The 25,730-nt window shown below is 71.6% G+C and carries 23 protein-coding genes and 1 pseudogene; 15 read left to right on the top strand and 9 right to left on the bottom strand.

Annotated features, from left to right (window positions below; translation table 11 throughout):
• Positions 1 to 9 precede the first annotated feature (9 nt).
• From ACIP4Y_RS31165 to ACIP4Y_RS31155, 3 genes and pseudogenes are all read right to left on the bottom strand, one after another.
• The gene (locus ACIP4Y_RS31165; RefSeq protein WP_401398988.1) at positions 10 to 534 is read right to left on the bottom strand and encodes a hypothetical protein; all 525 of its coding nucleotides are present in this window, start codon (positions 532 to 534) and stop codon (positions 10 to 12) included.
• Positions 535 to 724: 190 nt separating this feature from the next.
• Positions 725 to 937: a hypothetical protein gene (locus ACIP4Y_RS31160; protein ID WP_401398987.1), complete on the bottom strand. Its 213-nt coding sequence runs from the start codon at positions 935 to 937 to the stop codon at positions 725 to 727.
• A 200-nt stretch (positions 938 to 1,137) separates the two neighbouring features.
• A pseudogene (locus ACIP4Y_RS31155) lies at positions 1,138 to 1,618 on the bottom strand (ABC transporter ATP-binding protein); the annotation flags it as partial.
• A 423-nt stretch (positions 1,619 to 2,041) separates the two neighbouring features.
• Between ACIP4Y_RS31155 and ACIP4Y_RS31150 the strand changes: the two are divergent.
• Positions 2,042 to 2,839, top strand: a complete 798-nt coding sequence (locus tag ACIP4Y_RS31150; RefSeq protein ID WP_401398986.1) for an RNA polymerase sigma factor SigF — start codon at positions 2,042 to 2,044, stop codon at positions 2,837 to 2,839.
• Between the two features lie 3 nt (positions 2,840 to 2,842).
• On the opposite strand, the gene ACIP4Y_RS31145 is transcribed toward ACIP4Y_RS31150, so the two are convergent.
• Complete coding sequence (locus ACIP4Y_RS31145) at positions 2,843 to 3,157, bottom strand: ANTAR domain-containing protein (RefSeq protein WP_358638995.1); 315 nt, start codon at positions 3,155 to 3,157, stop codon at positions 2,843 to 2,845.
• A gap of 128 nt (positions 3,158 to 3,285) precedes the next feature.
• Here ACIP4Y_RS31145 and ACIP4Y_RS31140 point away from each other — a divergent pair, with 128 nt between their 5' ends.
• Positions 3,286 to 4,095, top strand: a complete 810-nt coding sequence (locus ACIP4Y_RS31140) for a VOC family protein (RefSeq protein ID WP_401398985.1) — start codon at positions 3,286 to 3,288, stop codon at positions 4,093 to 4,095.
• A gap of 41 nt (positions 4,096 to 4,136) precedes the next feature.
• Here the strand turns inward: ACIP4Y_RS31140 and glgX are convergent, their stop codons facing one another.
• Positions 4,137 to 6,281: a glycogen debranching protein GlgX gene (glgX, locus tag ACIP4Y_RS31135; RefSeq protein ID WP_401398984.1), complete on the bottom strand. Its 2,145-nt coding sequence runs from the start codon at positions 6,279 to 6,281 to the stop codon at positions 4,137 to 4,139.
• Positions 6,278 to 6,790, bottom strand: coding sequence for a pep a2 (locus ACIP4Y_RS31130; RefSeq protein WP_401398983.1), 513 nt, complete (start codon positions 6,788 to 6,790; stop codon positions 6,278 to 6,280). Before ACIP4Y_RS31130 ends, glgX begins: the two co-directional genes overlap by 4 nt.
• Before the next feature lie 302 nt (positions 6,791 to 7,092).
• Here ACIP4Y_RS31130 and ACIP4Y_RS31125 point away from each other — a divergent pair, with 302 nt between their 5' ends.
• The 6 genes from ACIP4Y_RS31125 to ACIP4Y_RS31100 all read left to right on the top strand — a co-directional run bounded on the left by ACIP4Y_RS31125 (position 7,093) and on the right by ACIP4Y_RS31100 (position 15,988).
• A complete protein-coding gene (locus ACIP4Y_RS31125; RefSeq protein WP_030641557.1) occupies positions 7,093 to 7,392 on the top strand; it encodes a DUF5133 domain-containing protein in 300 nt (99 codons plus the stop codon).
• A gap of 109 nt (positions 7,393 to 7,501) precedes the next feature.
• Entirely contained in the window at positions 7,502 to 9,493 is a 1,992-nt protein-coding gene (locus ACIP4Y_RS31120) for an alpha-1,4-glucan--maltose-1-phosphate maltosyltransferase (protein WP_401398982.1), read from the top strand.
• Complete coding sequence (gene treS / locus ACIP4Y_RS31115; protein ID WP_401398981.1) at positions 9,490 to 11,208, top strand: maltose alpha-D-glucosyltransferase; 1,719 nt, start codon at positions 9,490 to 9,492, stop codon at positions 11,206 to 11,208. The genes ACIP4Y_RS31120 and treS overlap by 4 nt, the downstream gene beginning before the upstream one ends.
• Before the next feature lie 31 nt (positions 11,209 to 11,239).
• Positions 11,240 to 12,604 (top strand): maltokinase, encoded by a 1,365-nt coding sequence (locus tag ACIP4Y_RS31110; protein ID WP_401398980.1) that lies wholly within the window; start codon positions 11,240 to 11,242, stop codon positions 12,602 to 12,604.
• A 3-nt stretch (positions 12,605 to 12,607) separates the two neighbouring features.
• Positions 12,608 to 14,806: a 1,4-alpha-glucan branching enzyme gene (gene glgB / locus ACIP4Y_RS31105; protein ID WP_401398979.1), complete on the top strand. Its 2,199-nt coding sequence runs from the start codon at positions 12,608 to 12,610 to the stop codon at positions 14,804 to 14,806.
• Positions 14,807 to 14,899: 93 nt separating this feature from the next.
• Complete coding sequence (locus ACIP4Y_RS31100) at positions 14,900 to 15,988, top strand: glutamate--cysteine ligase (protein WP_401398978.1); 1,089 nt, start codon at positions 14,900 to 14,902, stop codon at positions 15,986 to 15,988.
• Positions 15,989 to 16,007: 19 nt separating this feature from the next.
• Here ACIP4Y_RS31100 and ACIP4Y_RS31095 read toward each other — a convergent pair whose 3' ends face one another.
• Entirely contained in the window at positions 16,008 to 16,241 is a 234-nt protein-coding gene (locus ACIP4Y_RS31095) for a DUF6480 family protein (RefSeq protein WP_358648129.1), read from the bottom strand.
• 148 nt (positions 16,242 to 16,389) lie between these two features.
• Between ACIP4Y_RS31095 and ACIP4Y_RS31090 the strand changes: the two genes are divergently transcribed.
• The 5 genes from ACIP4Y_RS31090 to ACIP4Y_RS31070 all read left to right on the top strand — a co-directional run bounded on the left by ACIP4Y_RS31090 (position 16,390) and on the right by ACIP4Y_RS31070 (position 23,070).
• A complete protein-coding gene (locus ACIP4Y_RS31090; protein ID WP_401398977.1) occupies positions 16,390 to 18,288 on the top strand; it encodes an AMP-dependent synthetase/ligase in 1,899 nt (632 codons plus the stop codon).
• 153 nt (positions 18,289 to 18,441) lie between these two features.
• Positions 18,442 to 18,876, top strand: a complete 435-nt coding sequence (locus ACIP4Y_RS31085) for an ATP-binding protein (RefSeq protein ID WP_358648127.1) — start codon at positions 18,442 to 18,444, stop codon at positions 18,874 to 18,876.
• A 193-nt stretch (positions 18,877 to 19,069) separates the two neighbouring features.
• Entirely contained in the window at positions 19,070 to 20,446 is a 1,377-nt protein-coding gene (locus ACIP4Y_RS31080; RefSeq protein WP_401399202.1) for an NAD(P)/FAD-dependent oxidoreductase, read from the top strand.
• A gap of 95 nt (positions 20,447 to 20,541) precedes the next feature.
• A complete protein-coding gene (locus ACIP4Y_RS31075; RefSeq protein ID WP_401398976.1) occupies positions 20,542 to 20,751 on the top strand; it encodes a DUF4287 domain-containing protein in 210 nt (69 codons plus the stop codon).
• A gap of 96 nt (positions 20,752 to 20,847) precedes the next feature.
• Positions 20,848 to 23,070: an FUSC family protein gene (locus ACIP4Y_RS31070; RefSeq protein ID WP_401399200.1), complete on the top strand. Its 2,223-nt coding sequence runs from the start codon at positions 20,848 to 20,850 to the stop codon at positions 23,068 to 23,070.
• Positions 23,071 to 23,074: 4 nt separating this feature from the next.
• On the opposite strand, the gene ACIP4Y_RS31065 is transcribed toward ACIP4Y_RS31070, so the two are convergent.
• Positions 23,075 to 23,935, bottom strand: coding sequence for a SigB/SigF/SigG family RNA polymerase sigma factor (locus tag ACIP4Y_RS31065; protein WP_401398975.1), 861 nt, complete (start codon positions 23,933 to 23,935; stop codon positions 23,075 to 23,077).
• 259 nt (positions 23,936 to 24,194) lie between these two features.
• Positions 24,195 to 24,629 (bottom strand): ATP-binding protein, encoded by a 435-nt coding sequence (locus tag ACIP4Y_RS31060; RefSeq protein WP_401398974.1) that lies wholly within the window; start codon positions 24,627 to 24,629, stop codon positions 24,195 to 24,197.
• Positions 24,630 to 24,754: 125 nt separating this feature from the next.
• Between ACIP4Y_RS31060 and ACIP4Y_RS31055 the strand changes: the two genes are divergently transcribed.
• Both ACIP4Y_RS31055 and ACIP4Y_RS31050 read left to right on the top strand, forming a co-directional pair.
• The gene (locus ACIP4Y_RS31055; protein ID WP_358644929.1) at positions 24,755 to 24,997 is read left to right on the top strand and encodes a hypothetical protein; all 243 of its coding nucleotides are present in this window, start codon (positions 24,755 to 24,757) and stop codon (positions 24,995 to 24,997) included.
• A 272-nt stretch (positions 24,998 to 25,269) separates the two neighbouring features.
• Positions 25,270 to 25,728 (top strand): cyclic nucleotide-binding domain-containing protein, encoded by a 459-nt coding sequence (locus tag ACIP4Y_RS31050; RefSeq protein ID WP_358644927.1) that lies wholly within the window; start codon positions 25,270 to 25,272, stop codon positions 25,726 to 25,728.
• Positions 25,729 to 25,730 lie beyond the last annotated feature (2 nt).

Raw genomic sequence — 25,730 nt, 5'->3', positions numbered from 1 at the left:
CCGCGCGGGTCAGGCGGAGCCGGGCTCCGCCTGGTCCCTCAGGAAGACGCTGACCTGGTGGGCCAGGCTGTTCTGCCCGGTGCCCGCGGGCGCGGCCGTCGCGGTGGGATCCAGGGCGCCGATGCCTCCCGCCCACAGCCGGCGGTCGGTCCACTCGTCGTCCACCCGCAGCTGCACCTGTACGTCCACATGGGTGAGGGCGGCCTCGGGCGCGGCGGCGTAGAGGACCGCGGTGGCCCGGCGCAGCGGGTAGACGTCGAAGCCCTCGATGAACTGGGAGTTGCGCCAGTCGATGAAGGCGCCCTCGCCGTCCGGGCCGACCCGGACGTCGATCTGACCGTCCTCCAGGTGGATGCCGTAGTGGCGCGCGCCGCGGTTCTCGACGGTCACCCGGACACTGAAGTACGTCAGTCCGGCCGCGGCGTCGTCCCGTCCGCGCGGCGGCTCGGCTGCCTCCAGGCGGTGGACGCGGACCCGCAGACCGGCATGCTCCTCGTACTCCTGCCAGTCCCCGACCACGTTCGGCTCGTACACAGTGCCCCTCTCGACCTTCGAGAGCTGCTGTCTATCTGTGTGCTGAGTGCACTGTCAAATGAGCAGAATGCGCTGTGGCCAGGGAATTCACCGGGTTTGATCAGTGATCAAGCGCTGCGCAGGAAGAACTCGTTCGCGGCGCCTTCCGGCCGGTCGCGGGTGCGTGTGGCACATCACGTCCGCGGCAAGATCAGCGGGCCAGCCGGCCGAGCAGCGCGGAGGCCGCCGTGACACCGAGGGCGGCGGCCACCGCCGGAACCCAGAAGTCGGCGGCGAGATGCGCGGGCGTGCCGGGCAGCAAACCGCGCAGGGCGTCGACTTGGTAACTGAGCGGATTGACCTTGCTGACGGCCTGCAGCCGGCCCGGCCGGTCGCGGCTGAGCACGATGCCGGCGATGGTCATCGACGGGCAGGAGAAGAACACGGAGCGAGGACCGGCCCGCGGGGGTCGGGGTGACGAGCAGCTTGTTCAGGATGCCCGTCCCGCACCCAGATGATCTGGGTACGGGACCCCGCCCGTGGGTATCGCCCGTATCCGGGTGAAGGTCTGGCCGAAGATGAGCCACAGGGCGGGCTGGACCGCGCGGGTGTACAGCTCGGTCCATCGCGGAAACCTCCTCCGGAGCGGTCGTCGAGGCACTGCCGGCCACGTCCCGGGAGACGTCCTCCAGCGTGGACAGCCGGTCGGTGCCCTGCCGCTCGGCGAGGCCCCGGTGCAGCGCGGCCGGGGTGCCGAGGGCGCGGACACGGCCGCGGTGCATCAGGCCGACCCGGTCGCAGTACTGGGCGGCCTCGTCCATGCAGTGCGTGGTGACCAGGACGGTCATGCCGGTGGCGGCGCGTACGGGCCGATGGTCGTACAGGATCAGCAGCCGGGGCACGCTGACCAGGCCTCGGCGAGGTCCAAGCGGCGGACCATGCCGCCGGAGCAGGTAACGGCCAGCCGGTCCGCGGCGTCGGCCAGGCCGACGGCGGCGAGGCCAGGGCGACGTTTCTCCCGGCGGGTGAGCCCGCGGTCGGCGGACAGCTGCTGCGGGACGTATCCGAGCGCCCCTTCCCGAACCGCCAGATCCAGCCCGTCCACGGCCCGGGTGTCCCCGAAGGAGTAGGCAAGCCGGTCACAGACGACGGCGTCACATGAGGCGTGCGCACTGCCGACGGCCCCCGGGGCTTCGGCGCCGAGGACGACTCCGAGCCGCAGAGAGCTCGGGGGCCCCGGCGTCGGCGTCTCGGAGGCGGCCAGGCGGCTGCACCTGGGGAAATTGTCTCTGGAACAGAGGTACCGCCTCCCAAGAGGCGGTCAAGAGTGCCCCGAATCGACATCCGGTTTGCCCTTGTTTGTTTCGAGATCTCCGCCAGCGGGAAAGGGCAGAACAGTGCTTCGGACAGGAGGCACGTCCGTGGGAGGCGGCACATGCCGGCGCCCCGGTGTCCTATCCATGGTCCGAGCGCACCGCACCTCCCACGGTGTCTGTCCACCCAGCACCTGCTGAGAGAGGTGCGCCCGATGCGTGTCACCGGCAGCACGAAGCCCCATCCCCACGACGACGCCCCGGACACGGCAGGCGCCTTCGAGCGCCTCGCCGGACTGCCCGACGGCCCCGAGCGCCAGGCACTCAAGGACGAGCTGGTCCGGCTGTGGCTGCCGATGGCCGAGCGGATCGCCGTACGGTTCCGCGGCCGTGGCGAAGCCCTGGAGGACCTGTACCAGGTGGCCGCCCTGGGCCTGGTCAAGGCCGTCGACCACTACGACCCCGAGCGCGGCCGTGCCTTCGAGGCGTACGCCGTGCCCACCATCACCGGCGAGATCAAGCGCCACTTCCGGGACCACATGTGGACCCTGCACGTGCCGCGCCGGGTGCAGGACCTGCGCAACCGGGTCCGTACCGCCACGAAGGAGCTGGCGCAGACCACGCCGGGCCGGGCACCCACCGTCGCTGAGATCGCCGCGTACACCCGGCTGAGCGAGGACGAGGTGCGCACCGGCATGGAGGCACTGGAGTGCTTCTCCGCGCTGTCCCTGGACGCCGAGGTGGCCGGCACGGACGGCTACGCCCTCGGTGACTCGCTGGGCGGACCGGATCCGGGGTACGACCTCGTCGTGGACCGGGCCGCGGTCAAGCCGTGCCTCGCGGCGCTGCCGGAACGCGAACGCACCATCCTCTACCTGCGATTCTTCGGCGGGATGACACAGAGCCGGATCGCCCAGCAGCTCGGTATCTCGCAGATGCACGTCTCCCGGCTGCTCAGTGGCTGCTTCGACCGGCTGCGCGAGGAACTGCTCGCGGAGATCCGGGCCCGCTGAAGGCTACTTCTCGTCGGAGCCCGGTACCTGGGTGGGGCCGTACCGGTCCAGCGCGTCCTCCAGCGCGGCGCGTATGTCGGGCGGGATGTCGCCGCGCCGCCCCCAGATCAGGATCAGCTCCGCGATGTTGCGCAGCTTGATGTTGGTGTGCTGGGAGACGTCCTTCAGCACCTGCCATCCCTGGTCGGGGGTGATCCGGCCGAGGGCCACCATCATCCCGATCGCCTGGTCCACGACCGCGTGCGAGGCCATGGCCTCCTTCAGCTGGTGGACCTCCGCTTGCAGCGCGGCCACCCGGTCCGGCTCGCTCTCTCCCATCCCTCCATCCTGCGCAGGGGCCTGGACACCCGCCACCCGGGGTACACGGGAGGCATTCCACCCCGTTCCGGTTGGACACTGGTGCCATACCGGTGGCCGCCCGGCCCCGAGAGCAGGACGCGACTGCCATGAACCACGACACCCCCGCCGACGCCGGACCGCGCAGAAAAGAAGTCATCTCCACCCACTCCGTCTTCGGCGCGCCGTGCTGGGTGAGTCTGACCAGCCGCGACCTCCAGGCCACCCAGGACTTCTACGCCGCCGTCCTGGGCTGGCGCTGGCGCGGCGCCAAGCTCGGCGAACACTTCCGCATCGCGCTGGCCAACGGGGTCCCGGTGGCGGGGATCGCCGCCGTCGCCTCCATGTGGCAGATGGCGGTGGCCTGGACGCCCTACTTCGCCGTGCCCGACGCGGACGTGGCCGTGTCCCGCGTCCGGGAGCGGGGCGGTACCGCGGCGGTCGGACCGCTGTCCTTCCCGCCGGGCCGGGCGGCCCTGCTCGCCGACCGGGACGGGGCCACCTTCGGGATCTGGCAGGGCGAGCTGGTCACCAACTGGGAGGCCTGGCGGCAGGCGGCGCCGACCTTCGTCCGGCTGCACACCCGGGACGCGTTCGACGCCGCGATCTTCTACGGCGAGATCCTGGACTGGGCGAGCGGGCTGCCGGGCTGCTGCGAGGTCCAGTACGAGGGTGGCGAGGTGGTGCTGCGCAGCCGCGGTGACATCGTGGCGCGTATCGACTCGGGCGCGGTGGAGGCGGCTCCGGACCCCTCGGTGCGGCCGCACTGGCAGATCCACTTCTCGGTGGCCGACGTGGCCGGCTGCGCCCGCGCGGCGGAGAAGCACGGCGGGAGCGTCCTGCGCGAGGACGAGACCGAGGCGATCCTCCGGGACGCCGACGGGGCCCAGTTCACGGTGACGTCACGGGGCGCCCGCTGAGCCGGCGGAGCAGTTGGTCGCGGCTCCGCCGGCCGAGCGGGTCAGTTACCGGCACGCGATGGACGTGACAGCAGGACCAGGCTGCGTGCCTCCACCCGGAGCCTGGTCCCCGCCTTGTGTTCGCGTTCGTCGGGGATGCCGTCGGGGTCGGCGGTGTCGATCAGGGTGGTCCAGCGTTCGCCGAAGGAGCCGTCGGGCAGGCGGAAGACGACCGGCTCCCAGTAGCCGTTGACGAGCAGCAGGAACGAGTCGTCGACCATGCGGCGGCCGTAGGGGTCGCGTTCGGCGATGGCGTCGCCGTTGAGGAACACGCCGACCGAGTGCGCGTCGCCGCGCTGCCAGTCCCGGTCGGTCATCTCGCGGGCGTCGGGCCTGAGCCACATCAGGTCGGGCAGCGGCTGCTCGGCGTTGGTCACGGTCTCGCCGCGGAAGAACCGCCGCCGGCGCAGCACCGGGTGCGCGGCGCGCAGCGCGATCAGGTGCCGGGTGAACTCGGCGAGGCTGCGCTGCCCGTCGCTGAGGTCCCAGTCCACCCAGGAGATCTCGTTGTCCTGGCAGTAGGCGTTGTTGTTGCCGCGCTGGCTGCGGCCGAGTTCGTCGCCGTGGCACAGCATCGGGATGCCCTGTGAGAGCAGCAGCGTGGCCAGCAGGTTGCGCTGCTGGCGGGCGCGGAGTTCGAGGACGGCCGGGTCGTCGGTCTCGCCCTCGACCCCGCAGTTCCAGGACCGGTTGTGGCTCTCGCCGTCCCGGTTGTCCTCGCCGTTGGCCTCGTTGTGCTTGTCGTTGTACGACACGAGGTCGCGCAGCGTGAACCCGTCGTGCGCGGTGACGAAGTTGACGCTCGCGCGCGGCCGGCGCCGGCTGTGCTGGTAGATGTCGGAGGAACCGGTGAGCCGGGAGGCGAACTCGCCGAGCGAGCCGGGCTCGGCCCGCCAGAAGTCCCGTACGGCGTCGCGGTACTTGCCGTTCCACTCCGACCACAGCGGCGGGAAGTTGCCGACCTGGTAGCCGCCCTCCCCCACGTCCCAGGGCTCGGCGATCAGCTTGACCCGGCTGATCACCGGGTCCTGCTGGATCAGGTCGAAGAAGGCCGAGAGCCGGTCCACCTCGTGGAACTGCCGGGCCAGGGTGGCCGCGAGGTCGAAGCGGAAGCCGTCGACGTGCATCTCGGTGACCCAGTACCGCAGCGAGTCCATGATCAGCTGCAGCACGTACGGGTGCCGCATCAGCAGGCTGTTGCCGGTGCCGGTGGTGTCGTAGTAGTGCGCCCAGTCGCCGTCGACCAGGCGGTAGTAGGAGGCGTTGTCGATGCCCCGGAAGGACAGGGTGGGGCCCAGCTCGTTGCCCTCGGCGGTGTGGTTGTAGACCACGTCGAGGATGACTTCGAGGCCGGCCGCGTGCAGCGCCTTCACCATGGCCTTGAACTCGTTGACCTGCTGGCCGCGGGTGCCGAAGGCGGCGTAGGCGTTGTGCGGGGCGAAGAAGCCGATGGTGTTGTAGCCCCAGTAGTTGGACAGGCCGCGGTCCTGGAGCACGCCGTCCTGGACGAACTGGTGCACCGGCATCAGCTCGACGGCGGTGACGCCGAGTGAGGTGAGGTGCTCGATCACGGCGGGGTGCGCGAGGCCCGCGTAGGTGCCGCGCAGCCGCTCCGGGACGTCCGGGTGGGTCACGGTCAGACCGCGGACGTGGGCCTCGTAGATCACCGAGTCCGCGTACGGCGTCCGGGGCGGGCGGTCGTCGCCCCAGTCGAAGAACGGGTCGGTGACCACGCCCAGCATGGAGTGCCCGGCGCTGTCGGCCGGGGCCGGCCCGTCCGGGGCGCGTTCGTACAGCGAGGCGTGGTTGTCGATCTGGCCGTCCACGGCCCGGGCGTAGGGGTCGAGCAGCAGCTTGGCCGGGTTGCAGCGGTGGCCGAGCGCCGGCTGCCAGGGGCCGTGTACCCGGTAGCCGTAGCGCTGGCCGGGGCCGATGCCGGGCAGGTAGGCGTGCCACACGAAGCCGTCGACCTCGTGCAGCCGGACGGGGGTCAGGGTGCCGGCGTCGTCGGCCAGGATCAGCTCGACGCGCTCGGCGACCTCGCTGAAAAGGGCGAAGTTGGTGCCCTGTCCGTCGAACGCGGCACCCAACGGGTAGGGGTGCCCGCTCCACACGGGCACCCCTTTGCGGGACGTGCGGGCGGTCACCGGCGGCCCTCCAGGGCGTCGTCGGCGGCGGGCGCCGGCGCGGCCAGTACGGCCACGGCCTCCTCGCGCGGCACCCGGAGCCCTTCCCGCAGAGCGGGGTCGGGGGCGATGGGCACCAGCGGGACGCGCTGGCCGGCCCGGGCGCGCTGCGAGAACCAGATGATCTTGCTACCGGTGTCCGAGGCGCAGCAGCCCCAGCCGTCGCTCATGGCGGCGATGTCCGCCAGACAGGACCGCAGGTCCGTGTCCGGGCGCAGATCCGGGTCGTCGTCGCCGAAGGCGGTGATGAGGTGCTGGCCGTTCCACCACATCTCGATGGAGGTGTGCTTGTCCTTCGCGTGCGCGTCGATCGCCCGCAGCAGCAGTTCGGCGCCGCGGCAGACGGGGTCCACGAGGTTCTCGAGGTCCCAGTAGCGGAGATGGGCGGCCAGGATGCGGCTGACCTGTCCCACCCGTTCCGGGCTGACTTCCACGTCGAGGTGGTAGTAGCAGGGCACTGCGGTCTTCATCGTCGCTTGCTCCTCACCGGCGAAGCTCTCGCTCCCCTCGCCCGTCCGGGAGGGATCCCGGACACCTAGCGTGAGCGTTGATCGCTTCTGAGTCACCTCCACGGTGCGGCCACTACGCCATTCGTGCAACAGGAGCCACCCTCATCACACTGGTTGAAGCTCCAACAAGACGCTGCGTCGTGGCACGTGCACCATAAGTGAAAGCCTCGATCGCCGTAACGGTGCCGCGCCCTCCCCTGCGCGGACACCACCCGACCGTCGGGAACGCGCCCAGTCGAGAGCGTGGAAGGTGAATGAGGGCCATGCTGCTACCCGCCAAGGCCGAAGTGGCCCGGCAGTTGCGGCGTTACCGGGCGTGGGAGCGCGTCATGCTCGCCTCGCCCCACGACCGCACGGTCCGGGCCACCTTCGAGGACTCGGGTTACACGCTGTGCGTGCTGATGGGCAAACGCTGCGCCCGCGAGGCCGCGGACGCCGCCGAACGCTATCTCCGCACGAACCTGGTCACCTACCTGCGCGAGCAGGACGGACGGCCGCAGCCGCGTCGGGCGGCCAGAAGAGCGCCGCCACCGGAGCGGCGTTCCACGGCGCCAAGCCCCTGACCTGGCACCGTACAAGGCGTTCCTCTCGGGACCGGCACACGCCGGCCCGATTCTTGGATCGCGCAGCCGGGCCGGGCGCCCGGCTTCGCGCACGGCGGAGGTGAGATACATGCGCAGGACCCCGGCCATCGGCCGTGTACCGGTACGCGACGTCCGGCCGGCCGTGGAGTGCGGCAGGCGCCCGGCGAAAGCGGTGGCCGGGGAGACTTTCGAGGTCACGGCCACCGTGTTCCGCGAAGGGCATGACGCCGTCGGCGCGAACGTGGTCCTGCGCGATCCCAAGGGCCGCCGCGGCCCCTGGACACCGATGCGGGAGCTGTCCCCGGGCAGCGACCGCTGGGGTGCCGAGGTGACCCCCGACTCGACCGGCCGCTGGACCTTCCGGGTGGAGGCGTGGAGCCATCCGCTCGCGACGTGGCGGCACACCGCGTCCGTGAAGGTGCCCGCCGGGATCGACACCGGTCTGGTGCTGGAGGAGGGCGCCGAGTTGTACGAGCGGGCCGCCGCCGGCGTGCCCAAGGGGCCGGAGCGCCAGCTGGTCCTGGCCGCCGCGCACGCCCTGGGCGACGACTCCCTGTCGGTGCACGACCGGCTGAAGGCCGCCCTGTCGCCGGAGGTGGAGGCGCTGCTGGCCCGTCATCCGCTGCGGGAGCTGGTCACCGCGTCGGATCCGATGCCGCTGCTGGTGGAGCGGGAAAGGGCCCTGTACGGATCCTGGTACGAGTTCTTCCCGCGGTCGGAGGGCACGGCCGAGCAGCCGCACGGCACGTTCCGTACGGCCGCGCGCCGGCTCAAGCCGATCGCGGACATGGGCTTCGACGTGGTGTACCTGCCGCCGATCCATCCCATCGGCACGACCTTCCGCAAGGGCCCCAACAACACCCTCACCGCCGGCCCGGACGACGTCGGCGTGCCCTGGGCGATCGGCTCCCCGGAAGGCGGCCACGACGCCGTCCACCCCGACCTCGGCACGATCGAGGACTTCGACTTCTTCGTCGCCGAGGCGGAGAAACTGGGTCTGGAGATCGCGCTGGACTTCGCGTTGCAGTGCTCCCCCGACCATCCGTGGGTGCACAAGCATCCGGACTGGTTCCGGCACCGCCCCGACGGGACGATCGCCTACGCCGAGAACCCGCCGAAGAAGTACCAGGACATCTACCCCGTCGCGTTCGACGCCGACATGGACGGCCTGGTCGCGGAAACGGTTCGCGTGCTGCGGCACTGGATGAGCCACGGCGTCCGCATCTTCCGCGTAGACAACCCGCACACCAAGCCGGTCGTCTTCTGGGAGCGGGTCATCGCCGAGGTCAACCGCAAGGACCCCGACGTGATCTTCCTGGCGGAGGCGTTCACGCGGCCGGCGATGATGCACACGCTGGCGCAGATCGGTTTTCAGCAGTCGTACACGTACTTCACCTGGCGCAACAGCAAGCAGGAGCTGACCGAGTACCTGACGGAGCTGTCGGGTGAGGCGGCGGCCTACATGCGGCCGAACTTCTTCGCCAACACCCCCGACATCCTGCCCGCCTACCTCCAGCACGGCGGGCGGCCCGCGTTCGAGGTGCGTGCCGTGCTCGCCGCCACCCTCTCCCCCACGTGGGGCATCTACTCCGGTTACGAGCTGTGCGAGAACTCCCCGCTGCGAGAAGGCGGCGAGGAGTACCTGGACTCGGAGAAGTACCAGCTCAGGCCGCGCGACTGGGCGGCCGCCGAGCGCGAGGGACGGTCCATCGCGCCGCTCGTCACCCTGCTCAACACCATCCGACGGCAGCACCCGGCGCTACAGCGCCTGCGGAACCTCCGCTTTCATCCGACCGACAACGATGCCGTGCTCGCCTACAGCAAGAGCACCGGTTCGGACACGGTCGTCGTGGTCGTCAACCTCGACCCGCACCACACCCAGGAGGCAACGGTCTCGTTGGACATGCCGCAACTCGGCCTGGACTGGCACGCCGCCCTGCCCGTGCACGACGAACTGACGGGCGAGACGTACCACTGGGGCAGGACCAACTACGTGCGTCTCACGCCCGGCCGGGCGCCGGCGCACGTGCTCCACTTCGGGCGATCGACGCCCCAGATCGGAGGGCCCGCAGCGTCATGACCGTCAACGACCCCGTACTGGACACCTTCGAGGACACTCCCGCCAAGGACCGGGACCCGGAGTGGTTCAAACGCGCCGTCTTCTACGAGGTCCTGGTCCGCTCCTTCCAGGACAGCAACGGCGACGGCATCGGCGACCTGAAGGGCCTGACCGCCAAGCTCGACTACCTGCAGTGGCTCGGCGTGGACTGCCTCTGGCTGCCCCCCTTCTTCCAGTCGCCGCTCAGGGACGGCGGTTACGACGTCTCCGACTACACCGCCGTGCTCCCGGAGTTCGGTGACCTCGCCGACTTCGTGGAGTTCGTGGACGCCGCCCACCAGCGCGGCATGCGTGTGATCATCGACTTCGTCGTGAACCACACCAGCGACCAGCACCCGTGGTTCCAGGAATCCCGCCAGAACCCCGACGGCCCGTACGGGGACTACTACATGTGGGCCGACGACGACAAACAGTACGAGGACGCGCGGATCATCTTCGTCGACACCGAGTCCTCCAACTGGACCTTCGACCCGGTCCGCGGCCAGTACTACTTCCACCGCTTCTTCTCGCACCAGCCCGACCTCAACTACGAGAACCCGGCCGTCCAGGAGGAGATCCTGGCCGCCCTGCGGTTCTGGCTGGACCTGGGCATCGACGGCTACCGCCTGGACGCGGTCCCCTACCTCTACGCCGAGGAGGGCACCAACTGCGAGAATCTGCCCGCCACCCACACCTTCCTGAAGCGGGTCCGCCGCGAGATCGACGCGATGTACCCGGACACCGTGCTGCTGGCGGAGGCCAACCAGTGGCCCGAGGACGTCGTCGACTACTTCGGTGACTTCGGGGTCGGCGGCGACGAGTGCCACATGGCGTTCCACTTCCCGGTCATGCCGCGCATCTTCATGGCCGTACGGCGGGAATCCCGCTACCCGGTCTCCGAGATCCTCGCCAAGACCCCCGCGATCCCGTCCGGCTGCCAGTGGGGCATCTTCCTGCGCAACCACGACGAGCTGACCCTCGAAATGGTCACCGACGAGGAACGCGACTACATGTGGGCCGAATACGCCAAGGACCCACGGATGCGCGCCAACATCGGCATCCGGCGGCGCCTGGCACCCCTGCTCGACAACGACCGCAACCAGATCGAGCTGTTCACGGCCCTGCTGCTGTCCCTGCCCGGCTCGCCGATCCTCTACTACGGCGACGAGATCGGCATGGGCGACAACATCTGGCTCGGCGACCGCGACGCCGTCCGCACCCCCATGCAGTGGACACCCGACCGCAACGCCGGCTTCTCGACGTGCGACCCGGGACGCCTGTACCTGCCCACGATCATGGACCCGGTCTACGGCTACCAGGTCACCAACGTGGAAGCCTCCATGTCCTCCCCGTCCAGCCTGCTGCACTGGACCCGCCGCATGATCGAGATCCGCAAGCAGAATCCCGCCTTCGGTCTCGGCTCGTTCACGGAACTGCAGTCCTCCAACCCCGCGGTCCTGGCCTTCCTGCGCGAGTACGGCGACGACCTCGTGCTGTGCGTGAACAACTTCTCCCGCTTCGCCCAGCCCACAGAACTCGACCTGCGGGCCTACGACGGCCGGCACCCGGTCGAGCTGATCGGCGGTGTGCGCTTCCCCGCGATCGGTGAACTGCCCTACCTGCTCACCCTGCAAGGCCACGGCTTCTACTGGTTCCGGCTCACCCGAGTCGCATCCCGCATCGGCCGCCGCCGCTGATCCGACGGCGCCGAGGAAAGGACGCGTCACCATGCCGAAGACCATCACTCCCCGACCGAGAACCGCCGTCGGCACAGACGGCCCCCTGGTCTCGCTCGGCGTGCTGCTGCGCGAGTGGTTGCCGAGGCAACGCTGGTTCGCGGGCAAGGACCGGCCCGTCACCGATCTGACGGTGCTGTCCGTGACCGAGCTGTTCCCGGGGTGTCTGCACCTGCTGGTGCACGCCTCGCACGTGCCGGTGCCCAACCCCGGCGGCACTCCCCCGCCCGGGGACTGCTACCAGCTGCTGCTGGGTCTGCGCCCGCGCCTCGCCCCGCGGCTGGAGCAGGCGTTCATCGGGCGCGCCGAGGACGGCCCCATGGCCGGGCTCGCGGTGTACGACGCGCTGCACGACCCGCGCTCGGCGCACCTGCTGCTGGAGCGGCTGCGGCAGCCCGGCGCGGCGGGTCCGCTGCGGTTCGAGGCGGACCCGGCGGTCCTGGTGCCCGGCGGGCTGCCGCCGCGGCTGCTGGACGCCGAGCAGTCCAACTCGTCGATCGTGTACGGCGACGCGTACATCCTGAAGCTCTTCCGCCGGATCCAGCCGGGCGTCAACCCGGACCTGGAGGTGCCGGCGGCGCTGGCCGCGCAGGGCTGCACCCGGGTGCCCGCGCCGGTGGCCTGGTTCACCACCACCGGGTCCCGCCCCGCCACCCTCGGTGTGCTCCAGCCGTTCCTGCCGGACGCCACCGACGGCTGGACGCTGGCGCTGCGCGCGCTCGCCGCGGGCGACGACTTCACCGCCGAGGCCCGCGCGCTGGGCGGGGCCATGGCGGAGGTGCACCTGGCGCTGGCCGAGGCCTTCCCGCCGGCCGGGCCGGGCGAGAACGGCCGTACGGCCGAGGCGATGTGCGCGCGGCTGGACGCCGCCGCGCACGCCGTGCCCGGGCTGCAGCCCTTCGTGCCCGGCCTGAAGGCCGCGTTCGGGGCGCTCGCCACGTGCGACACCGGACCGCCGGCCCAGCGCATCCACGGTGACCTGCACCTCGGTCAGGTGCTGCGGGCGGGCCGCGACTGGTTCGTCATCGACTTCGAGGGCGAGCCGTCCCGGCCGCTCGCCGAGCGGCGCGCCCCGCAGTCCCCGGTGCGGGACGTCGCCGGGATGCTGCGCTCCTTCGACTACGCGGCCCGGCAGCGCCGCCCCTGGCGACCCGAGTGGGCGCGCCGCTGCCGGGAGGCGTTCTGCGCGGGCTACGCGGCCCGCGCCGGCTGGGATCCACGCAAGAAGCACGCGCTGCTGCGCGCGCACGAGACGGACAGGGCGGTCTACGAGGTGCTGTACGAGGCGAGACACCGGCCGGACTGGCTGCCGGTACCGATGGCGGCGATCAAGCGGCTCGCCGTGTGGGGAGGCTGACCCATGGCACTGCGCACCACGCGTCCCGAGGCCGCGGGCCCGAGGCCGGCCGCGGCCGCCGGCCTGGACCCCGCCGACCGCGGCCGGCTGCTGGCCGGCGCGCACCACGATCCGCACGCCCTGCTGGGCGCCCACCCGGTGCCGGGCGGCACGCTGTTCCGGGCGCTGCGCCCGAACGCCCGGGCGGTGAGCGTCGTGATCGACGGCAAGCGCACCGCGCTGCGGTCGGAGGGCGACGGTCTGTTCGCCGCCGTCCTGCCCTGCGCCGAGGTCCCGGCGTACACCCTGCTGGTGGCGTACGACGACGGCGAGCAGGAGGTGCACGATCCGTACCGCTTCCTGCCCGCCCTCGGCGAGCTGGACCTGCACCTGATCCGGGAGGGCCGGCACGAGCAGCTGTGGCGTGCGCTCGGGGCCGAGCCGATGCTCCACGAGGGCGTGGCCGGCACCCGTTTCACCGTGTGGGCGCCCAACGCCCAGGGGGTGCGGGTGGCCGGGGACTTCACGTACTGGGACGGCACTCAGTACCCGATGCGCTCGCTCGGCGCGTCCGGGGTGTGGGAGCTGTTCCTGCCCGGGATCGGCGAGGGCACCCGGTACAAGTTCGAGATCACTTCCCGGTACGGCCACCGGTTCCTGAAGGCGGACCCGATGGCGCGCTGCACGGAGGTGCCGCCGGACACCGCGTCCGTGGTGACGGCCTCGCGGTACGAGTGGGGCGACGCGGAGTGGATGGCGCACCGCGGTGACACCCCGGTGCACCAGGCGCCGTTCTCGGTGTACGAGGTGCACCTGCCGTCGTGGCGGCCGGGGCTGTCGTACCGGCAGCTCGCGGAGGAGCTTCCGGCCTACGTCCGGCAGATGGGCTTCACGCACGTGGAGCTGATGCCGGTGGCCGGGTACCCGTTCAGCGGCTCGTGGGGGTACCAGGTCACGTCGTACTACGCGCCGACGCCCCGGCTGGGGTCCCCGGACGACTTCCGGTACTTCGTGGACGCCTGCCACCGGGCGGGCCTCGGGGTGATCATGGACTGGGTGCCGGCGCACTTCCCGAAGGACGACTGGGCGCTGGCCCGGTTCGACGGGGACCCGCTGTACGAGCCCGGGAACGCCCTGCGGGCGGAGCATCCGGACTGGGGGACGTACGAGTTCGACTACGGCCGCACCGAGGTGCGCAACTTCCTCGTCGCCAACGCGGTGTACTGGTGCGAGGAGTTCCACATCGACGGGCTGCGCGTGGACGCCGTCGCCTCCATGCTCTACCTGGACTACTCGCGGGACTCCGGGCAGTGGGAGCCGAACGTGTTCGGCGGCCGGGAGGACCTGGACGCGGTGGCCTTCCTGCAGGAGATGAACGCCACCGTCTACCGGCGCTGCCCGGGCGTGGTGACCATCGCCGAGGAGTCCACCGCGTGGGACGGGGTGACCCGGCCGACGGACGGCGGCGGGCTCGGGTTCGGGCTGAAGTGGAACATGGGCTGGATGCACGACTCGCTGGAGTACATCCAGAAGGAGCCGGTGCACCGCAAGTACCACCACAACGAGATGACGTTCTCGATGGTGTACGCCTACAGCGAGAACTACGTCCTGCCGATCTCCCACGACGAGGTGGTGCACGGCAAGCAGGCGCTGGTGTCGAAGATGCCGGGCGACTGGTGGCAGCGGCGCGCCAACCACCGGGCGTACCTCGGCTTCATGTGGGCCCACCCGGGCAAACAACTGTTGTTCATGGGGCAGGAGTTCGCGCAGGGGGCGGAGTGGTCCCATGAGCACGGCCCGGAGTGGTGGCTGCTCAGCGACGACTACCACTCCGCCGGCGACCACCGGGGCGTGCAGGACCTGGTGCGCGATCTGAACACGGTGTACCGGGCCACACCGGCGCTGTGGCAGCGGGACACCGACCCGGGCGGCTTCCGGTGGGTGCTGTGCGACGCGGCGGAGGACAACGTCCTGGCGTTCCTGCGGTTCGCCGCAGACGGCGGCCCGCTGCTGGCCGTGTCGAACTTCTCCCCCGTCGTCCGGCAGGACTACCGCCTGTGGGTCCCGGACGGGATCCCGGCCTGGCAGGAGGCGCTGAACACCGACGACGTCCGCTACGGCGGCAGCGGCGTCGGCGCCGGCGGTCCGGCCGGGCCCGAGGACGGGTTCCTGAGGCTCACCCTTCCGCCGCTCGCCACTGTCTGGATGGTGCCGGTGCGCTGAAAGCCGCAGGTGTCGGGGGCCGTCCGGGGGGCAGTCGTGGGTCGTACAGACCCACGACTGCCCCTCGCGGCACGGACAGAAGGGCGGCACCAGGTGCGCACCGTCGGAGTGGAGGAGGAACTCCTTCTGGTCGATCCGGACACCGGAGACCCGAAGGCGCTGGCGGCGGCTGTCCTCGCCCATGCCGCCCAGGACGATCCCGGGCAGGACGTGTTCGAGAAAGAGCTGTTCGGGCAGATGCTGGAGTTCGCCACGCATCCGCAGTCGGACATGGCGGCCCTCGGCGACGAGATCGTCCGCTGCCGCAAGGAGGCGGCCCGGCACGCCGGGCAGATCGGCTGCGGGGTCGCCGCGCTGGCCACCTCCCCGCTGCCGGTCAGCCCCGCCCTGAGCGTGAGCGAGCGGTACCAGTGGCTGGCCGAGCGGTTCGGGATCCCCACCTGGGAGCAACTGGTCTGCGGCTGTCATGTGCATGTTTCGGTGGAGTCCGACGAGGAGGGTGTCGCGGTCCTCGACCGGCTCCGCCCGTGGCTGCCGGTGCTGCGGGCGGTGAGCGCGAACTCCCCGTTCTGGCACGGCCGGAACACCGGGTACGCCAGCTACCGCAGCCGGGTGTGGAACCGGTGGCCGTCGGCCGGGCCGACCGAGCCGTTCGGCTCCGCCGAGGAGTACCACCGGCGCGTGGCCGAGATGGTGTCCACCGGGGTCATCCTGGACGAGGCCATGGCCTACTTCGACGCGCGGCTGTCGGCCCGCTACCCGACGGTGGAGGTCCGGGTCGCCGACGTGTGCCTGGGCGCGGAGACCGCCGTACTGATCGCGACGCTCGTCCGGGCCCTCGTGGAGACGACCGCGCGGGAGTGGCGGGCCGGCCGGCCCGCACCCGACCCCGGCGTGAGCCTGCTGCGGCTGGCCGACTGGCAGGCCGCGCGGTACGGCCTCGAGGAGGACCTCCTCGACCCGGTCACCCTGCGGCCCCGGCCCGCCCCGCTGGTACTGCGCTCCCTGCTGGAGTACACCGGGGACGCGCTCACCGCCAGCGGCGACGCGGAGCGGGCCGAGCGGGCCGTCGGGGAACTGCTGCGGACGGGCAACGGCGCGCGCGAGCAGCGCGGGCTGCTCGAGCGCACCGGCAGCCTGCGGGACGTCGTCACCGAGTGCGTGCGGCGCACGCAGGCCTGAGCGTTCCGGTACCGGCTGCTCAAAGGATCAGGATCAGGGCGTAGACCAGGAAGAACGCGGCGATCAGGACCACGAGGCCGAGGATCAGCGCCAGTGGGGCCTTCGCCCAGCCCTTCGTCGGGTTGTGCGTCTCCCGGGGCCCGGCCTCGGGCATGCTGCTCTCGGCGGGCGGTGTCTCGCCGGGCGGGACACCGCCGCCGGGCTCCAGCCCGGTGCTGCGTTCGGGCTCCGGATCAGGGTTCACATGACTCATGCCTCCCGAGTCCCCCGTACACGCCCACATCATCAGCCGATCACGATTCCTCGTTCCCGTCACCGAACGCGCGTACCTGGGCTACATTCGAGCACCGCCGACACCGAGCCGTTCGGCGGAGTGACCCTCCGTACACCAGGAGCAGCGCATGCGGGACGTCGCCCTCGCTCCAGCCGTTACCCGGCCGCTCACCGGCGGCCTCGCCGACAGCGTCTTCGAGCGGGCGGACCTCGATCCGACGCTGCCGGTGCTGGCGCGCCGCGCCGGGCCGCCCGCGACCGGATGGGAGGAGGTGACGGCGGTCGAGCTGCGGGACGAGGTGGTGGATCTGGCCAAGGGCCTGATCGCCGCCGGGATCTCGCCCGGCCACCGGGTGGCCCTGATGGCCCGCACCCGCTCCGAGTGGACGGTGCTGGCGCACGCGCTGTGGGCCGTGGGCGCCGAGGTGGTGCCGATCCACCCGGCCTCCGCACGCGACCAGGTCGAGTGGATGCTCCGGGACGCCGGCTGTGTGGCCGTGGTCGTGGAGGACGAGCAGGGTGTCATGACCGTCGGCACCGTGTGCACCCGGCTGCCACGGCTGCGGCACGTCTGGCAGCTGGACGCGGGGGCCCTGGCCGACCTCGTGGAGCGGGGCGCGGTCGTGCCGTACACCACCGTGGAGTCGCTGCGCCGGATCGTGCTGCCGGACTCCACGGCGGCCATCGTCTACACCTCCGGCACCTCGGGCCGCCCGATGGGCTGCGCCCTCAGCCACCGGAACCTGGCCTACCCGTGCGACACCCTCCTGGCCGGCTGGGCGCACACGGCCGCCCCTCCGGGCGAGCAGCCGTCCGTGCTGGCCTTCCTGCCGTTCTCGCACGTCTACGGCATCATGATCATGCTGATGTGCGTGCGCGGCGGGGTGCTGATGGCGCACGAGCCGGAGCTGACCGGTCCGGCGCTGGCCTCGGCCCTGACCACGTTCCGGCCGACGTACCTGTACGGCGTGCCGTCGGTGTTCGAGAAGCTCTACAAGACCTTCCTGCGCACCGCCCAACAGACGGGCCGGGGCGCCCTGTTCGAGCGGGCCGCGCAGACCGCGCGGGAGTTCGCCGCGGCCGAGGAACGCCGTCGGCTGGGCACCGGACCGGGTCCCGGTCTGGAACTGAGGCTGCAACACGCCCTGTACGAGCGGACGGTGTACCGCAGGCTGCGGGCCGCGCTCGGCGGCCGGGTGGTGCGCGGCACCTCCGGCGGGTCCGCGCTCAACCGCGAACTGTGCCTGTTCTTCGAGGGCATCGGCGTGTTCGTGCACGACGGCTACGGGCTCACCGAGTCCGCCGGCGGGATCACCATGCAGCCGCTGGGCCGGGAGAAGTCCGGGACCGTGGGCCGGCCGCTGCCGGGCACCGAGATCCAGGTGGCCGACGACGGGGAGATCCTGGTGCGCGGGCCGTCGGTGTTCCAGGGGTACATCAGCGACGAACAGGCGACCCGGGCCGCGCTGCGCGGCGGCTGGCTGGCCACCGGGGACATCGGGCGGCTGGACGGCGAGGGCTATCTGACGATCACCGGGCGCAAGAAGGACATCATCGTCACCAGCGGTGGCAAGAGCGTGGCGCCGGCCCCGCTGGAGCAGCGGCTGCGGATGCATCCCCTGGTCCACCAGGCCGTGGTGATCGGCGACGACCGGCCGTGCGTGGGCGCGCTGATCACCCTGGACCCGGAGTTCCTCGCGCACTGGCGGGCCGCCCTCGCGCTCCAGGGCGACAGCGCGGGCCGGGAGACCCGCGAGGAGAACGCGCTGCGGGAGGAGATCGCGCGGGCCGTGGCCTCCGCCAACAGTGCGGTGTCCCGCGCTGAGTCCATCAGGGTCTACCGTGTCCTGCAGGAACCGTTCGCACCGGACAACGGGCTGCTCACCCCGTCCCTGAAGCTGCGCCGGGACGCCGTCGTACGGCACTACGCGGCCGAGATCGAGGCGATGTACCAGGCGCGTTCCCGGTCGCGGCCGGGTCCGCCGGAGCCGGCCGAGTGGGACGAACCGGACGATGTCTTCCGCTGAGGAGGCGCACCGTACGGACGGCCGGTCCGAGGGGAGACGGATAGCCTGCGCGGCTGGGGGAACCCGCAGCGCAGCAAGAGATCAGCAACGACGACCGTCCTGGTGGCGGGGACCGAGCCCGGCCCCTGCCCGGCCGGGACCGGGGAATGCGAGATGGTGACGGAGCCGCGCTGGGACGACACTCCACCCTCGGAGGAGAAGTACGAGCGTACGTTCTCCTTCCCGGGTGAGCTGCGCAATGTCACGGGTGCGCGGCTCGCCGCGGAGGATTTCCTCCGCGCGCTCGCCCGGGAGGCACCGCCGGGCGCGCACGAGTACTGGGACGACATCCTGCTGGTCGTCACCGAACTGGCCGCGAACGCGGTCCAGTACGCACCCGGCCCGTTCGATCTGCGGATGCGCCGAACGTTCGACGGGGTGCACGTGACGATGGGCGACACGAGTACGACGAGGCCGGAGCCGCGGCCGTTCCACCCCCGTACCGGCGGTGGCGGCATCGGCTGGCATCTGGTGCACACGCTGTGCACCCAGGTCAGTGTCGTCGTACACGAGCGGGGCAAGGACATCCACGCGTTCCTGCCCTGGTGAAGATGTTCGACGTGTAGGTGTGCGCCAGCCGGTTACTCCGCCTTCCAGTGGGGGCATGCTGGTCCCCACGCGTTCGTCTGCCTGCCGTACCAGCTGGCGGAACGGCTGGAGGCACGGTGGTATCGGAGTCGGCACAGCGATCCAGGGCATGCGAACAGCGTTCGAGTCGGACCGCCTGGAGCCGCAGAAAGGGATGGACACCGTGACACGACCCAGGATCCTGGTGGTTGGCGCAGGCTTCGCCGGAGTCGAGTGCGTCCGCCGCCTGGAGCGGAAACTCGCCCCGGACGAGGCCGACGTCACGCTGGTGACGCCGTTCGCCTATCAGCTCTATCTGCCGCTGCTGCCCCAGGTCGCCTCCGGCGTGCTCACGCCGCAGTCGATCGCCCTGTCGCTGCGCCGCAGCAAGAAGTACCGCACCCGGATCATCCCGGGCGGTGCGATCGGCGTGGACCTGAAGGCGAAGGTGTGCGTCGTCCGCACCATCACCGACAAGATCGTCAACGAGCCCTACGACTACATCGTGCTGGCGCCGGGCAGTGTGACCCGCACCTTCGACATCCCGGGCCTGACCGAGCACGCCTTCGGGATGAAGACCCTCGCCGAGGCCGCCTACATCCGCGACCACGTCATCTCCCAGCTCGACCTGGCGGACGCCAGCGACGACCCGGTCGAGCGGGCCGCGCGGCTGCAGTTCGTGGTGGTCGGCGGCGGCTACGCGGGCACCGAGACCGCGGCCTGCCTGCAGCGGCTGACGCACGCGGCCGTGCAGCGCTATCCGCGGCTGGACCCGGGCCTGATCAAGTGGCACCTGATCGACATCGCGCCGAAGCTCATGCCGGAGCTGGGCGACAAGCTCGGCCGCAGCGCGCAGGAGATCCTCAAGCGCCGCGGCATCGAGGTCTCGCTGGGCGTCTCCATCGACAAGGCCGGTCCGGAGGAGGTCACCTTCACCGACGGCCGGGTGGTGCCCACGCACACCCTGATCTGGACGGCCGGTGTGGTCGCCAGCCCGCTCATCGCCACGCTCGGCGCCGAGACGGTCAAGGGCCGGCTGGCGGTCACCGCGGAGATGTGCCTGCCGGGCCACGACGGGGTGTTCGCGCTCGGCGACTCGGCGGCCGTGCCGGACCTGGCCAAGGGCCAGGAGGGCGCGGTCTGCCCGCCCACCGCGCAGCACGCCATGCGGCAGGGCAGGAAGGTCGGCGACAACGTCATCGCGGCACTGCGGGGTCAGCCGTTGCAGCCGTACGTGCACAAGGACCTGGGGCTCGTCGTCGACCTCGGCGGCAAGGACGCGGTGTCCAAGCCGCTGGGCGTCGAGCTGCGCGGGGTGCCCGCGCAGGCGGTGGCCCGCGGCTACCACTGGTCGGCGCTGCGCACCAACGTCGCCAAGACCCGGGTGATGACCAACTGGCTGCTGAACGCGGTCGCCGGCGACGACTTCGTGCGCACCGGCTTCCAGGCCCGCAAGCCCGCCCGGCTGAAGGACTTCGAGTACACCGACTCCTACCTGACACCGGAACAGGTACGGGCCCGGGTGGAGGGCACGGGCGTCGACCAGCCGTGACGTGACGCAGATCACCGAGAGGCCGCCGATCATTCCGCACCCGACCGGCGGTCTTCTCCGGTGATCAGGAAACACGACGCGGAGGGACACCCGGCATGACCGAGACGACCGTGAAGGGCCCGGCGAGCTACTTCCCGTCGATCGAGAAGACGTACGGCCGCCCCGTCGGCGAGTGGCAGGAGCTGATCCGCTCCTCGCCGCTGACGAAGCACAGGGAACTCGTCGCCTGGCTCAAGTCCGAGCACGGGCTCGGCCACGGGCACGCGAACGCGCTGGTGGCCGCCACCCTGGCCGAGGGCCGCTAGTCCGGTCCCCCGTGCGATGCTGGGTCGGAGATCGATTTCCGGCACGGGAGAGAGCACGGCAGCGTGAGGGCAGCGGCACGGTCGGGACGGGTACGGATGTGGGACCGGCTGGCGGCGTCGGACCCCGGTTTGCTCCGGCTCACCGCGGGCCTGCGCACGGTCGCCGCCATCGCCCTGACCCTCGCGGTCCTCGCCGCGCTGCGCGTCCCGGTGCCCCAGCTGGTCGCCGGGGCCATGGCGGCGATGGTCGCCACCTTCGCCATCCGGGAGAAGCAGCGCGGCCCGCAGGCCGTCACGCTCGCGCTGGGCCTGCCGGTGGCGCTGGCCTCGCTGTCGCTGGGCGCGCTGCTCAACCAACGCGTGGTCGCCGGCGACCTGTTCTTCGTCGTCCTCATCTTCTGCGCCGTCTACGGCCGCCGGTTCGGCGACCGCGGCACGGCGCTGGGGCTGATCGGCTTCCAGGTCTACTTCCTGTCGCTGTTCGTCGGCGCGACCGCGTCCGCGCTGCCCCCGCTGTACGGCGTGATCTGCGTGGCGTTCGGGTGCAGCGCCGCCGCCCGCTTCGTGCTGCTGCCGCAGACCCCGGCGGGCACCCTGGACCGGCTGCGGCGGGCCTTCCGCGCCCGGCTCGCCCAGTTGATCGCCACGCAGGCCGAGTTGCTGGACGCCGGTCCCGACGAGGCGGAGAAGCTGCTGGAGGACCTGCGCACCGGCACCGCGCGGCTGCACGAGACGGCGCTGATGATCCAGGGCCGGCTGGAGGACGGCACCTCGGACCCGGCGGTGGCCCGGCTGCTCCAGCGCCGGATCGCGGACGCCGAGATCGCCGCCGAACGGCTCGGACTGCTGCTGCTCACCGCGCGCAGCACCCGGCGCACCGACACCCTCACCCTGCATCTGCCCGGCGCCCCGCTGCCCTCCGGCGGCGAGCTGCCGGTGCGGGACGAGGCCTCGGCCGCACTGCACCGGGATCTGCAGGCGCTGCGGCTGCTGATGCTGCGGCCGGCCGGGGAGGCCTCGGGGACCGCGCTCGCCCAGGTGCGCAACCGGCTGCTCGGTTACCGCGAGGAGGAGAACCTGCCCGCCGCCTCCCCGGCCGTGCAGGACGTCTTCCGGGGCCTCGGCGAGGCCGCCCGGGCCGCGCTGGGCCTGCGTGTCGCCCTGGACGGGCCGCAGGACGAGTCCGACGACACCCCGGCCACCGCCCGGTCACGCGAGGAGCTGGACGCCGAGGACGCCGCGATCGAGATCAGCGAGGAGAACGAACCGGAGGAGGCGCAGCCGACCGGTCTGCAGCGGCCCACCACCCGGGCCGCCCTCCAGGTGGCGGTCGGCTCCTCGCTGGCCATCGCGGGCGGCGAGCTGCTGTCCAGCCAGCGCTGGTACTGGGCAGTGCTGACCTGCTGGATCGTGTTCCTCAACACCGCGTCCACCGGCGAGATCCTGGTGAAGGGCTACCGTCGGCTGCTGGGCACGGTGCTGGGCGTGGTGGCCGGCATCGGGCTGGCCGCACTCGTCGGGCACCACACGTGGACGGCGTTCGCGCTGGTGCTCCTGTTCATCTTCGCGATGTTCTACACCGCGCCCCTGTCGTACACGCTGATGTCGTTCTTCGTGACGGCCATGCTGGGGCTGCTCTACACGCTGCTGAACACCTACAGCATGTCGGTGCTGGTGCTGCGGATCGAGGAGACGGCGCTCGGCGCGGCCTGCGGGGTGATCGCGGCGGCGGTGGTGCTGCCGATCCACACCGACCGCCGTACCAACGACCTGCTCGTGGCGGTCCTGGACCGGCTCGCCGACGTGACGCGGGGGGCCGTCGACCAGTTGAGCGGCGGGACGGGCGGGGATCTGGTGGAGGAGGCGCGCGAGCTGGACCAGGCGCTGGCCGACCTGCGCGCGGCCACCCAGCCGCTGACCCATCCGATCACACCGCTGCGCACGCGCCGGAACACGGCCCGGTACGTGGTGGCGCTGCTGGAGACCTGCGCGTACCACGGGCGGTCCCTCGCGGCCACGGCCGAGCTGCTGCCGACGCATCCGGCGATCGCGGCGGATCCGCGGCTGCGCGGGGCATGCGGGCGGATCGTGCACAACATCGAGGCGATCGCCGCGCACGTCACCGACCCGCGGTCCGCCGCGGAGATGGAAACCGGCCCCAGCATCGCGTCGATGCTGGAGCCGGGCACCCTGCGCACCCCGCGCTACGGGCGGGTCACCGACCGGGTGCTGCGCCATCTGCAGCGGCTGGACGAGGCCGTCTCGGGCCTCGCCCGGCCGCTGGGCGTGGCCGGCGGGCCGGCGCAGCCCGGGAGCTGACCGCTCACCGCTGGTCGGCGCCGCCGGCGCGGCGGCTGCCGAGCACCTCGTCGCGGACGCGGGCGCAGCTGCGGCTGATCAGCCGGGAGACGTGCATCTGGGAGATGCCGAGCCGGTCGGCGATACGGCTCTGCGTCATGTCCTCGAAGAAGCGCATGTAGAGGATGGCCCGCTCACGCTCGGGGAGCCGGCGCAGCCCTTCCTTGGCGGCCTCGCGGTCGACCACGACGTCGTAAGAGGTGTCCGCCTCGCCGAGGGTGTCGGCGAGGCTGTAACCGTCGTCGCCGGCGGACAGCTCGGCGTCGAGCGAAAGGGTGCTGAAGCTCTCCAGCGCCTCCATGCCGGCGCTCACCTCCTCCTCGGTGAGTCCGGTGTGGGCGGCGATGTCGGCGACGGTGGGTTCGGGGCTGCCGGGGTTCTGGGTGAGTTCGCGTCGGGCCACCCGCACCCGGTTGCGCAGTTCCTGCACCCGGCGCGGCACCCGCAGGGCCCACATGCGGTCGCGGAAGTGGCGCTTGACCTCGCCGGTGATGGTCGGCACGGCATAGCTCTCGAAGGCCCCCCGCGAGGGGTCGAAGCGGTCGATGGCCTTCACCAGGCCGAGGGCGGCAACCTGGCGCAGGTCCTCTACGGCCTCGCCGCGGTCGCGGAACCGGCCGGCGATCCGGTGCGCCATGGGCAGCCAGGCGGTGACGAGTTCGTCGCGTACGGCGTCCCGCTCAGGACCGTCGTCCAGTTCCGCCAGCCGGGCGAACAGCTCCGCTGTATCGGGGGCGTCGTCATGGTTCCGCCGGGTGGGGGCCGCGGCGCCGCCGGCGGTGGTGGCGGTCGTGCCGGAACGGCTTGTCGACATGTCGGTCAGCATGCGGAATCGCTCCTGAACGTGGTTTCAGGGCACGGCCGGAACGGCGGTTCCGAATCCCGGCCCGAACGGTGGTGTCAGGGTTTTCGCCGCGGGGGAGCCGCCTGGGCCGCCGGAAGGGACCCAGGCAGCGGTTCTCTTCCCCGCTGGGCGCGCGCCTCCGGTCCGAAGCACGAGATTCCGTCTGCCCCTCGCCCCCGTGGGCAAACGCCGCTGAGCGGAACTTTGGAAACCGCTTCAGTCCGGCGGTACGGCAACCGCTTCAGTGCAGCGGTACGACGGCCGTGATGCACTTGCCGCCGCGGGGCAGCTCCGCCACCCGGACGTCCCGGGCCAGCCGGCACACGATGGGCCAGCCGCGGCCGCCGGGCCGGGCGGAGGCGTGCTCGTCGCCGGTGCGGACGGCCACGGGCAGTTCGTCGCTGCGGTCGCTCACCGAGACGCGGACGCCACCGGAGTCGACGTCGACGTCGAAGCCGGTGATGCCGCCGCCGTGCAGCAGCGCGTTGGTGGTCAGTTCCGAGGTCACCAGCAGGGCGTCCTCGACGACCTCGGGCGCGCACGGCAGCGCGCGGTCCCGGCACCGTTCGGTCACGACCCGCTGGACCGTTCTGCGGGCCTCGGCCGGCCGGCACGGCACCCCGCGGCGAGCCTCCGGCAGGATGGCGGTTGAGCTGGTCCGGTGGTTGTCGAGCATCCCTTCCTCCCCTGACGGTGCCCGGATTGCAGGGTTCTCTCCTCTTTCGGCTGACCCTTCAGGGCGCTGTCAAACACCCTGGGTGCCGGTGTCATCACGGCGGAGTGTGCGGGTACCCGCCCGGCATGACCGATGTGGTGGACGCGGACGAATTGTTGCGGCGGATCCGGCGGGGCCAGGAGCGCGCCGCCGAGGAGGAGCGGGCCTGGCGGGAGCGGGCCCGGAGTCTGACGGCGACGGATCCGGAGGGCGCCCGGGAGGCGACGGACCGGGCCCGGGCGTACGAGGTGGTGCTGCGGGTGCTGGAGGAGATCGTCTCTCCGGGCGGGGGCCCGGTGCGGGCGGAGGGAGTGAAACAGGTCACCTGACCCGGTTCCGGGTTACCCAGAGGCACTACAGATGGTTTACTGTTCATCCATACGTGATGCGGAGCGGCGCGGAACCACCCTTCCCCCTCCTGACGTCACCGCATACGGCCCTGGCTGGGTTCCCCCGTCCAGCCAGGGCTTTTTGCTGCCCGAAACGCGACACGCAGGGGGACGTCCGCCGCCTTCGAGGTGCTCTGGACGCTCGTAACGGCTGAAATGGGAGGGAACACCGCACCCCTACCGCAACCGCCGCCGGCGAGGAGCCCCGCGCCATGACCAAAGCGATCAAACTGCTCACCGCCCTCCCCCAGGCGCAGCGCGAACGCCTGATGGAGCTGGCCAAGGAGGTCTCCTTCCCGGAGGACACCCGCATCTTCGAGGCGGGCGGCACCGCCGACCGGTTCTGGGTGATCCGCTCCGGCGCGGTCCACCTCGACCAGCAGGTCACCTCCCGGCAGCGGGTGACCGTGGCCTCGCTCGGCGCGGGCGACCTGCTCGGCTGGTCCTGGCTGTTCCCGCCGTACGAGTGGGACTTCGGCGCGGTGGCCTTCACCGACGTGCGGGCCTACGAGTTCGACGGACCGTCGGTGCTCGGGCTGTGCGTGGAGGATCCGCTGCTCGGGCTCTCGCTGGTCCGCACGGTGGCCGAGGTGCTCGCCAGCCGGCTGGAGACGACCCGCGGAAAGCTGATGGAGCAGTACACGATGCGACGGCGCAGCGGCCCGCTGTAGGC

It is taken from the genome of Streptomyces sp. NPDC088810 (genome assembly GCF_044750305.1).
Classification (GTDB): Bacteria; Actinomycetota; Actinomycetes; order Streptomycetales; family Streptomycetaceae; genus Streptomyces.
The sequence above is the reverse complement of the archived record's forward strand: the minus strand, read 5'-3'. Positions and strand labels throughout refer to the sequence as shown.

Excerpts from the sequence above, each read along its gene's own strand:
- ACIP4Y_RS31160 (WP_401398987.1), bottom strand. The coding sequence starts at position 937 with ATGACCATCGCCGGCATCGTGCTCAGCCGCGACCGGCCGGGCCGGCTG.
- ACIP4Y_RS31150 (WP_401398986.1), top strand. The coding sequence starts at position 2,042 with ATGCGTGTCACCGGCAGCACGAAGCCCCATCCCCACGACGACGCCCCG.
- ACIP4Y_RS31145 (WP_358638995.1), bottom strand. The coding sequence starts at position 3,157 with ATGGGAGAGAGCGAGCCGGACCGGGTGGCCGCGCTGCAAGCGGAGGTC.
- ACIP4Y_RS31140 (WP_401398985.1), top strand. The coding sequence starts at position 3,286 with ATGAACCACGACACCCCCGCCGACGCCGGACCGCGCAGAAAAGAAGTC.
- ACIP4Y_RS31130 (WP_401398983.1), bottom strand. The coding sequence starts at position 6,790 with ATGAAGACCGCAGTGCCCTGCTACTACCACCTCGACGTGGAAGTCAGC.
- ACIP4Y_RS31125 (WP_030641557.1), top strand. The coding sequence starts at position 7,093 with ATGCTGCTACCCGCCAAGGCCGAAGTGGCCCGGCAGTTGCGGCGTTAC.
- ACIP4Y_RS31120 (WP_401398982.1), top strand. The coding sequence starts at position 7,502 with ATGCGCAGGACCCCGGCCATCGGCCGTGTACCGGTACGCGACGTCCGG.
- treS (WP_401398981.1), top strand. The coding sequence starts at position 9,490 with ATGACCGTCAACGACCCCGTACTGGACACCTTCGAGGACACTCCCGCC.
- ACIP4Y_RS31110 (WP_401398980.1), top strand. The coding sequence starts at position 11,240 with ATGCCGAAGACCATCACTCCCCGACCGAGAACCGCCGTCGGCACAGAC.
- glgB (WP_401398979.1), top strand. The coding sequence starts at position 12,608 with ATGGCACTGCGCACCACGCGTCCCGAGGCCGCGGGCCCGAGGCCGGCC.
- ACIP4Y_RS31095 (WP_358648129.1), bottom strand. The coding sequence starts at position 16,241 with ATGAGTCATGTGAACCCTGATCCGGAGCCCGAACGCAGCACCGGGCTG.
- ACIP4Y_RS31090 (WP_401398977.1), top strand. The coding sequence starts at position 16,390 with ATGCGGGACGTCGCCCTCGCTCCAGCCGTTACCCGGCCGCTCACCGGC.
- ACIP4Y_RS31085 (WP_358648127.1), top strand. The coding sequence starts at position 18,442 with ATGGTGACGGAGCCGCGCTGGGACGACACTCCACCCTCGGAGGAGAAG.
- ACIP4Y_RS31080 (WP_401399202.1), top strand. The coding sequence starts at position 19,070 with ATGGACACCGTGACACGACCCAGGATCCTGGTGGTTGGCGCAGGCTTC.
- ACIP4Y_RS31075 (WP_401398976.1), top strand. The coding sequence starts at position 20,542 with ATGACCGAGACGACCGTGAAGGGCCCGGCGAGCTACTTCCCGTCGATC.
- ACIP4Y_RS31070 (WP_401399200.1), top strand. The coding sequence starts at position 20,848 with ATGTGGGACCGGCTGGCGGCGTCGGACCCCGGTTTGCTCCGGCTCACC.
- ACIP4Y_RS31065 (WP_401398975.1), bottom strand. The coding sequence starts at position 23,935 with ATGCTGACCGACATGTCGACAAGCCGTTCCGGCACGACCGCCACCACC.
- ACIP4Y_RS31060 (WP_401398974.1), bottom strand. The coding sequence starts at position 24,629 with ATGCTCGACAACCACCGGACCAGCTCAACCGCCATCCTGCCGGAGGCT.
- ACIP4Y_RS31055 (WP_358644929.1), top strand. The coding sequence starts at position 24,755 with ATGACCGATGTGGTGGACGCGGACGAATTGTTGCGGCGGATCCGGCGG.
- ACIP4Y_RS31050 (WP_358644927.1), top strand. The coding sequence starts at position 25,270 with ATGACCAAAGCGATCAAACTGCTCACCGCCCTCCCCCAGGCGCAGCGC.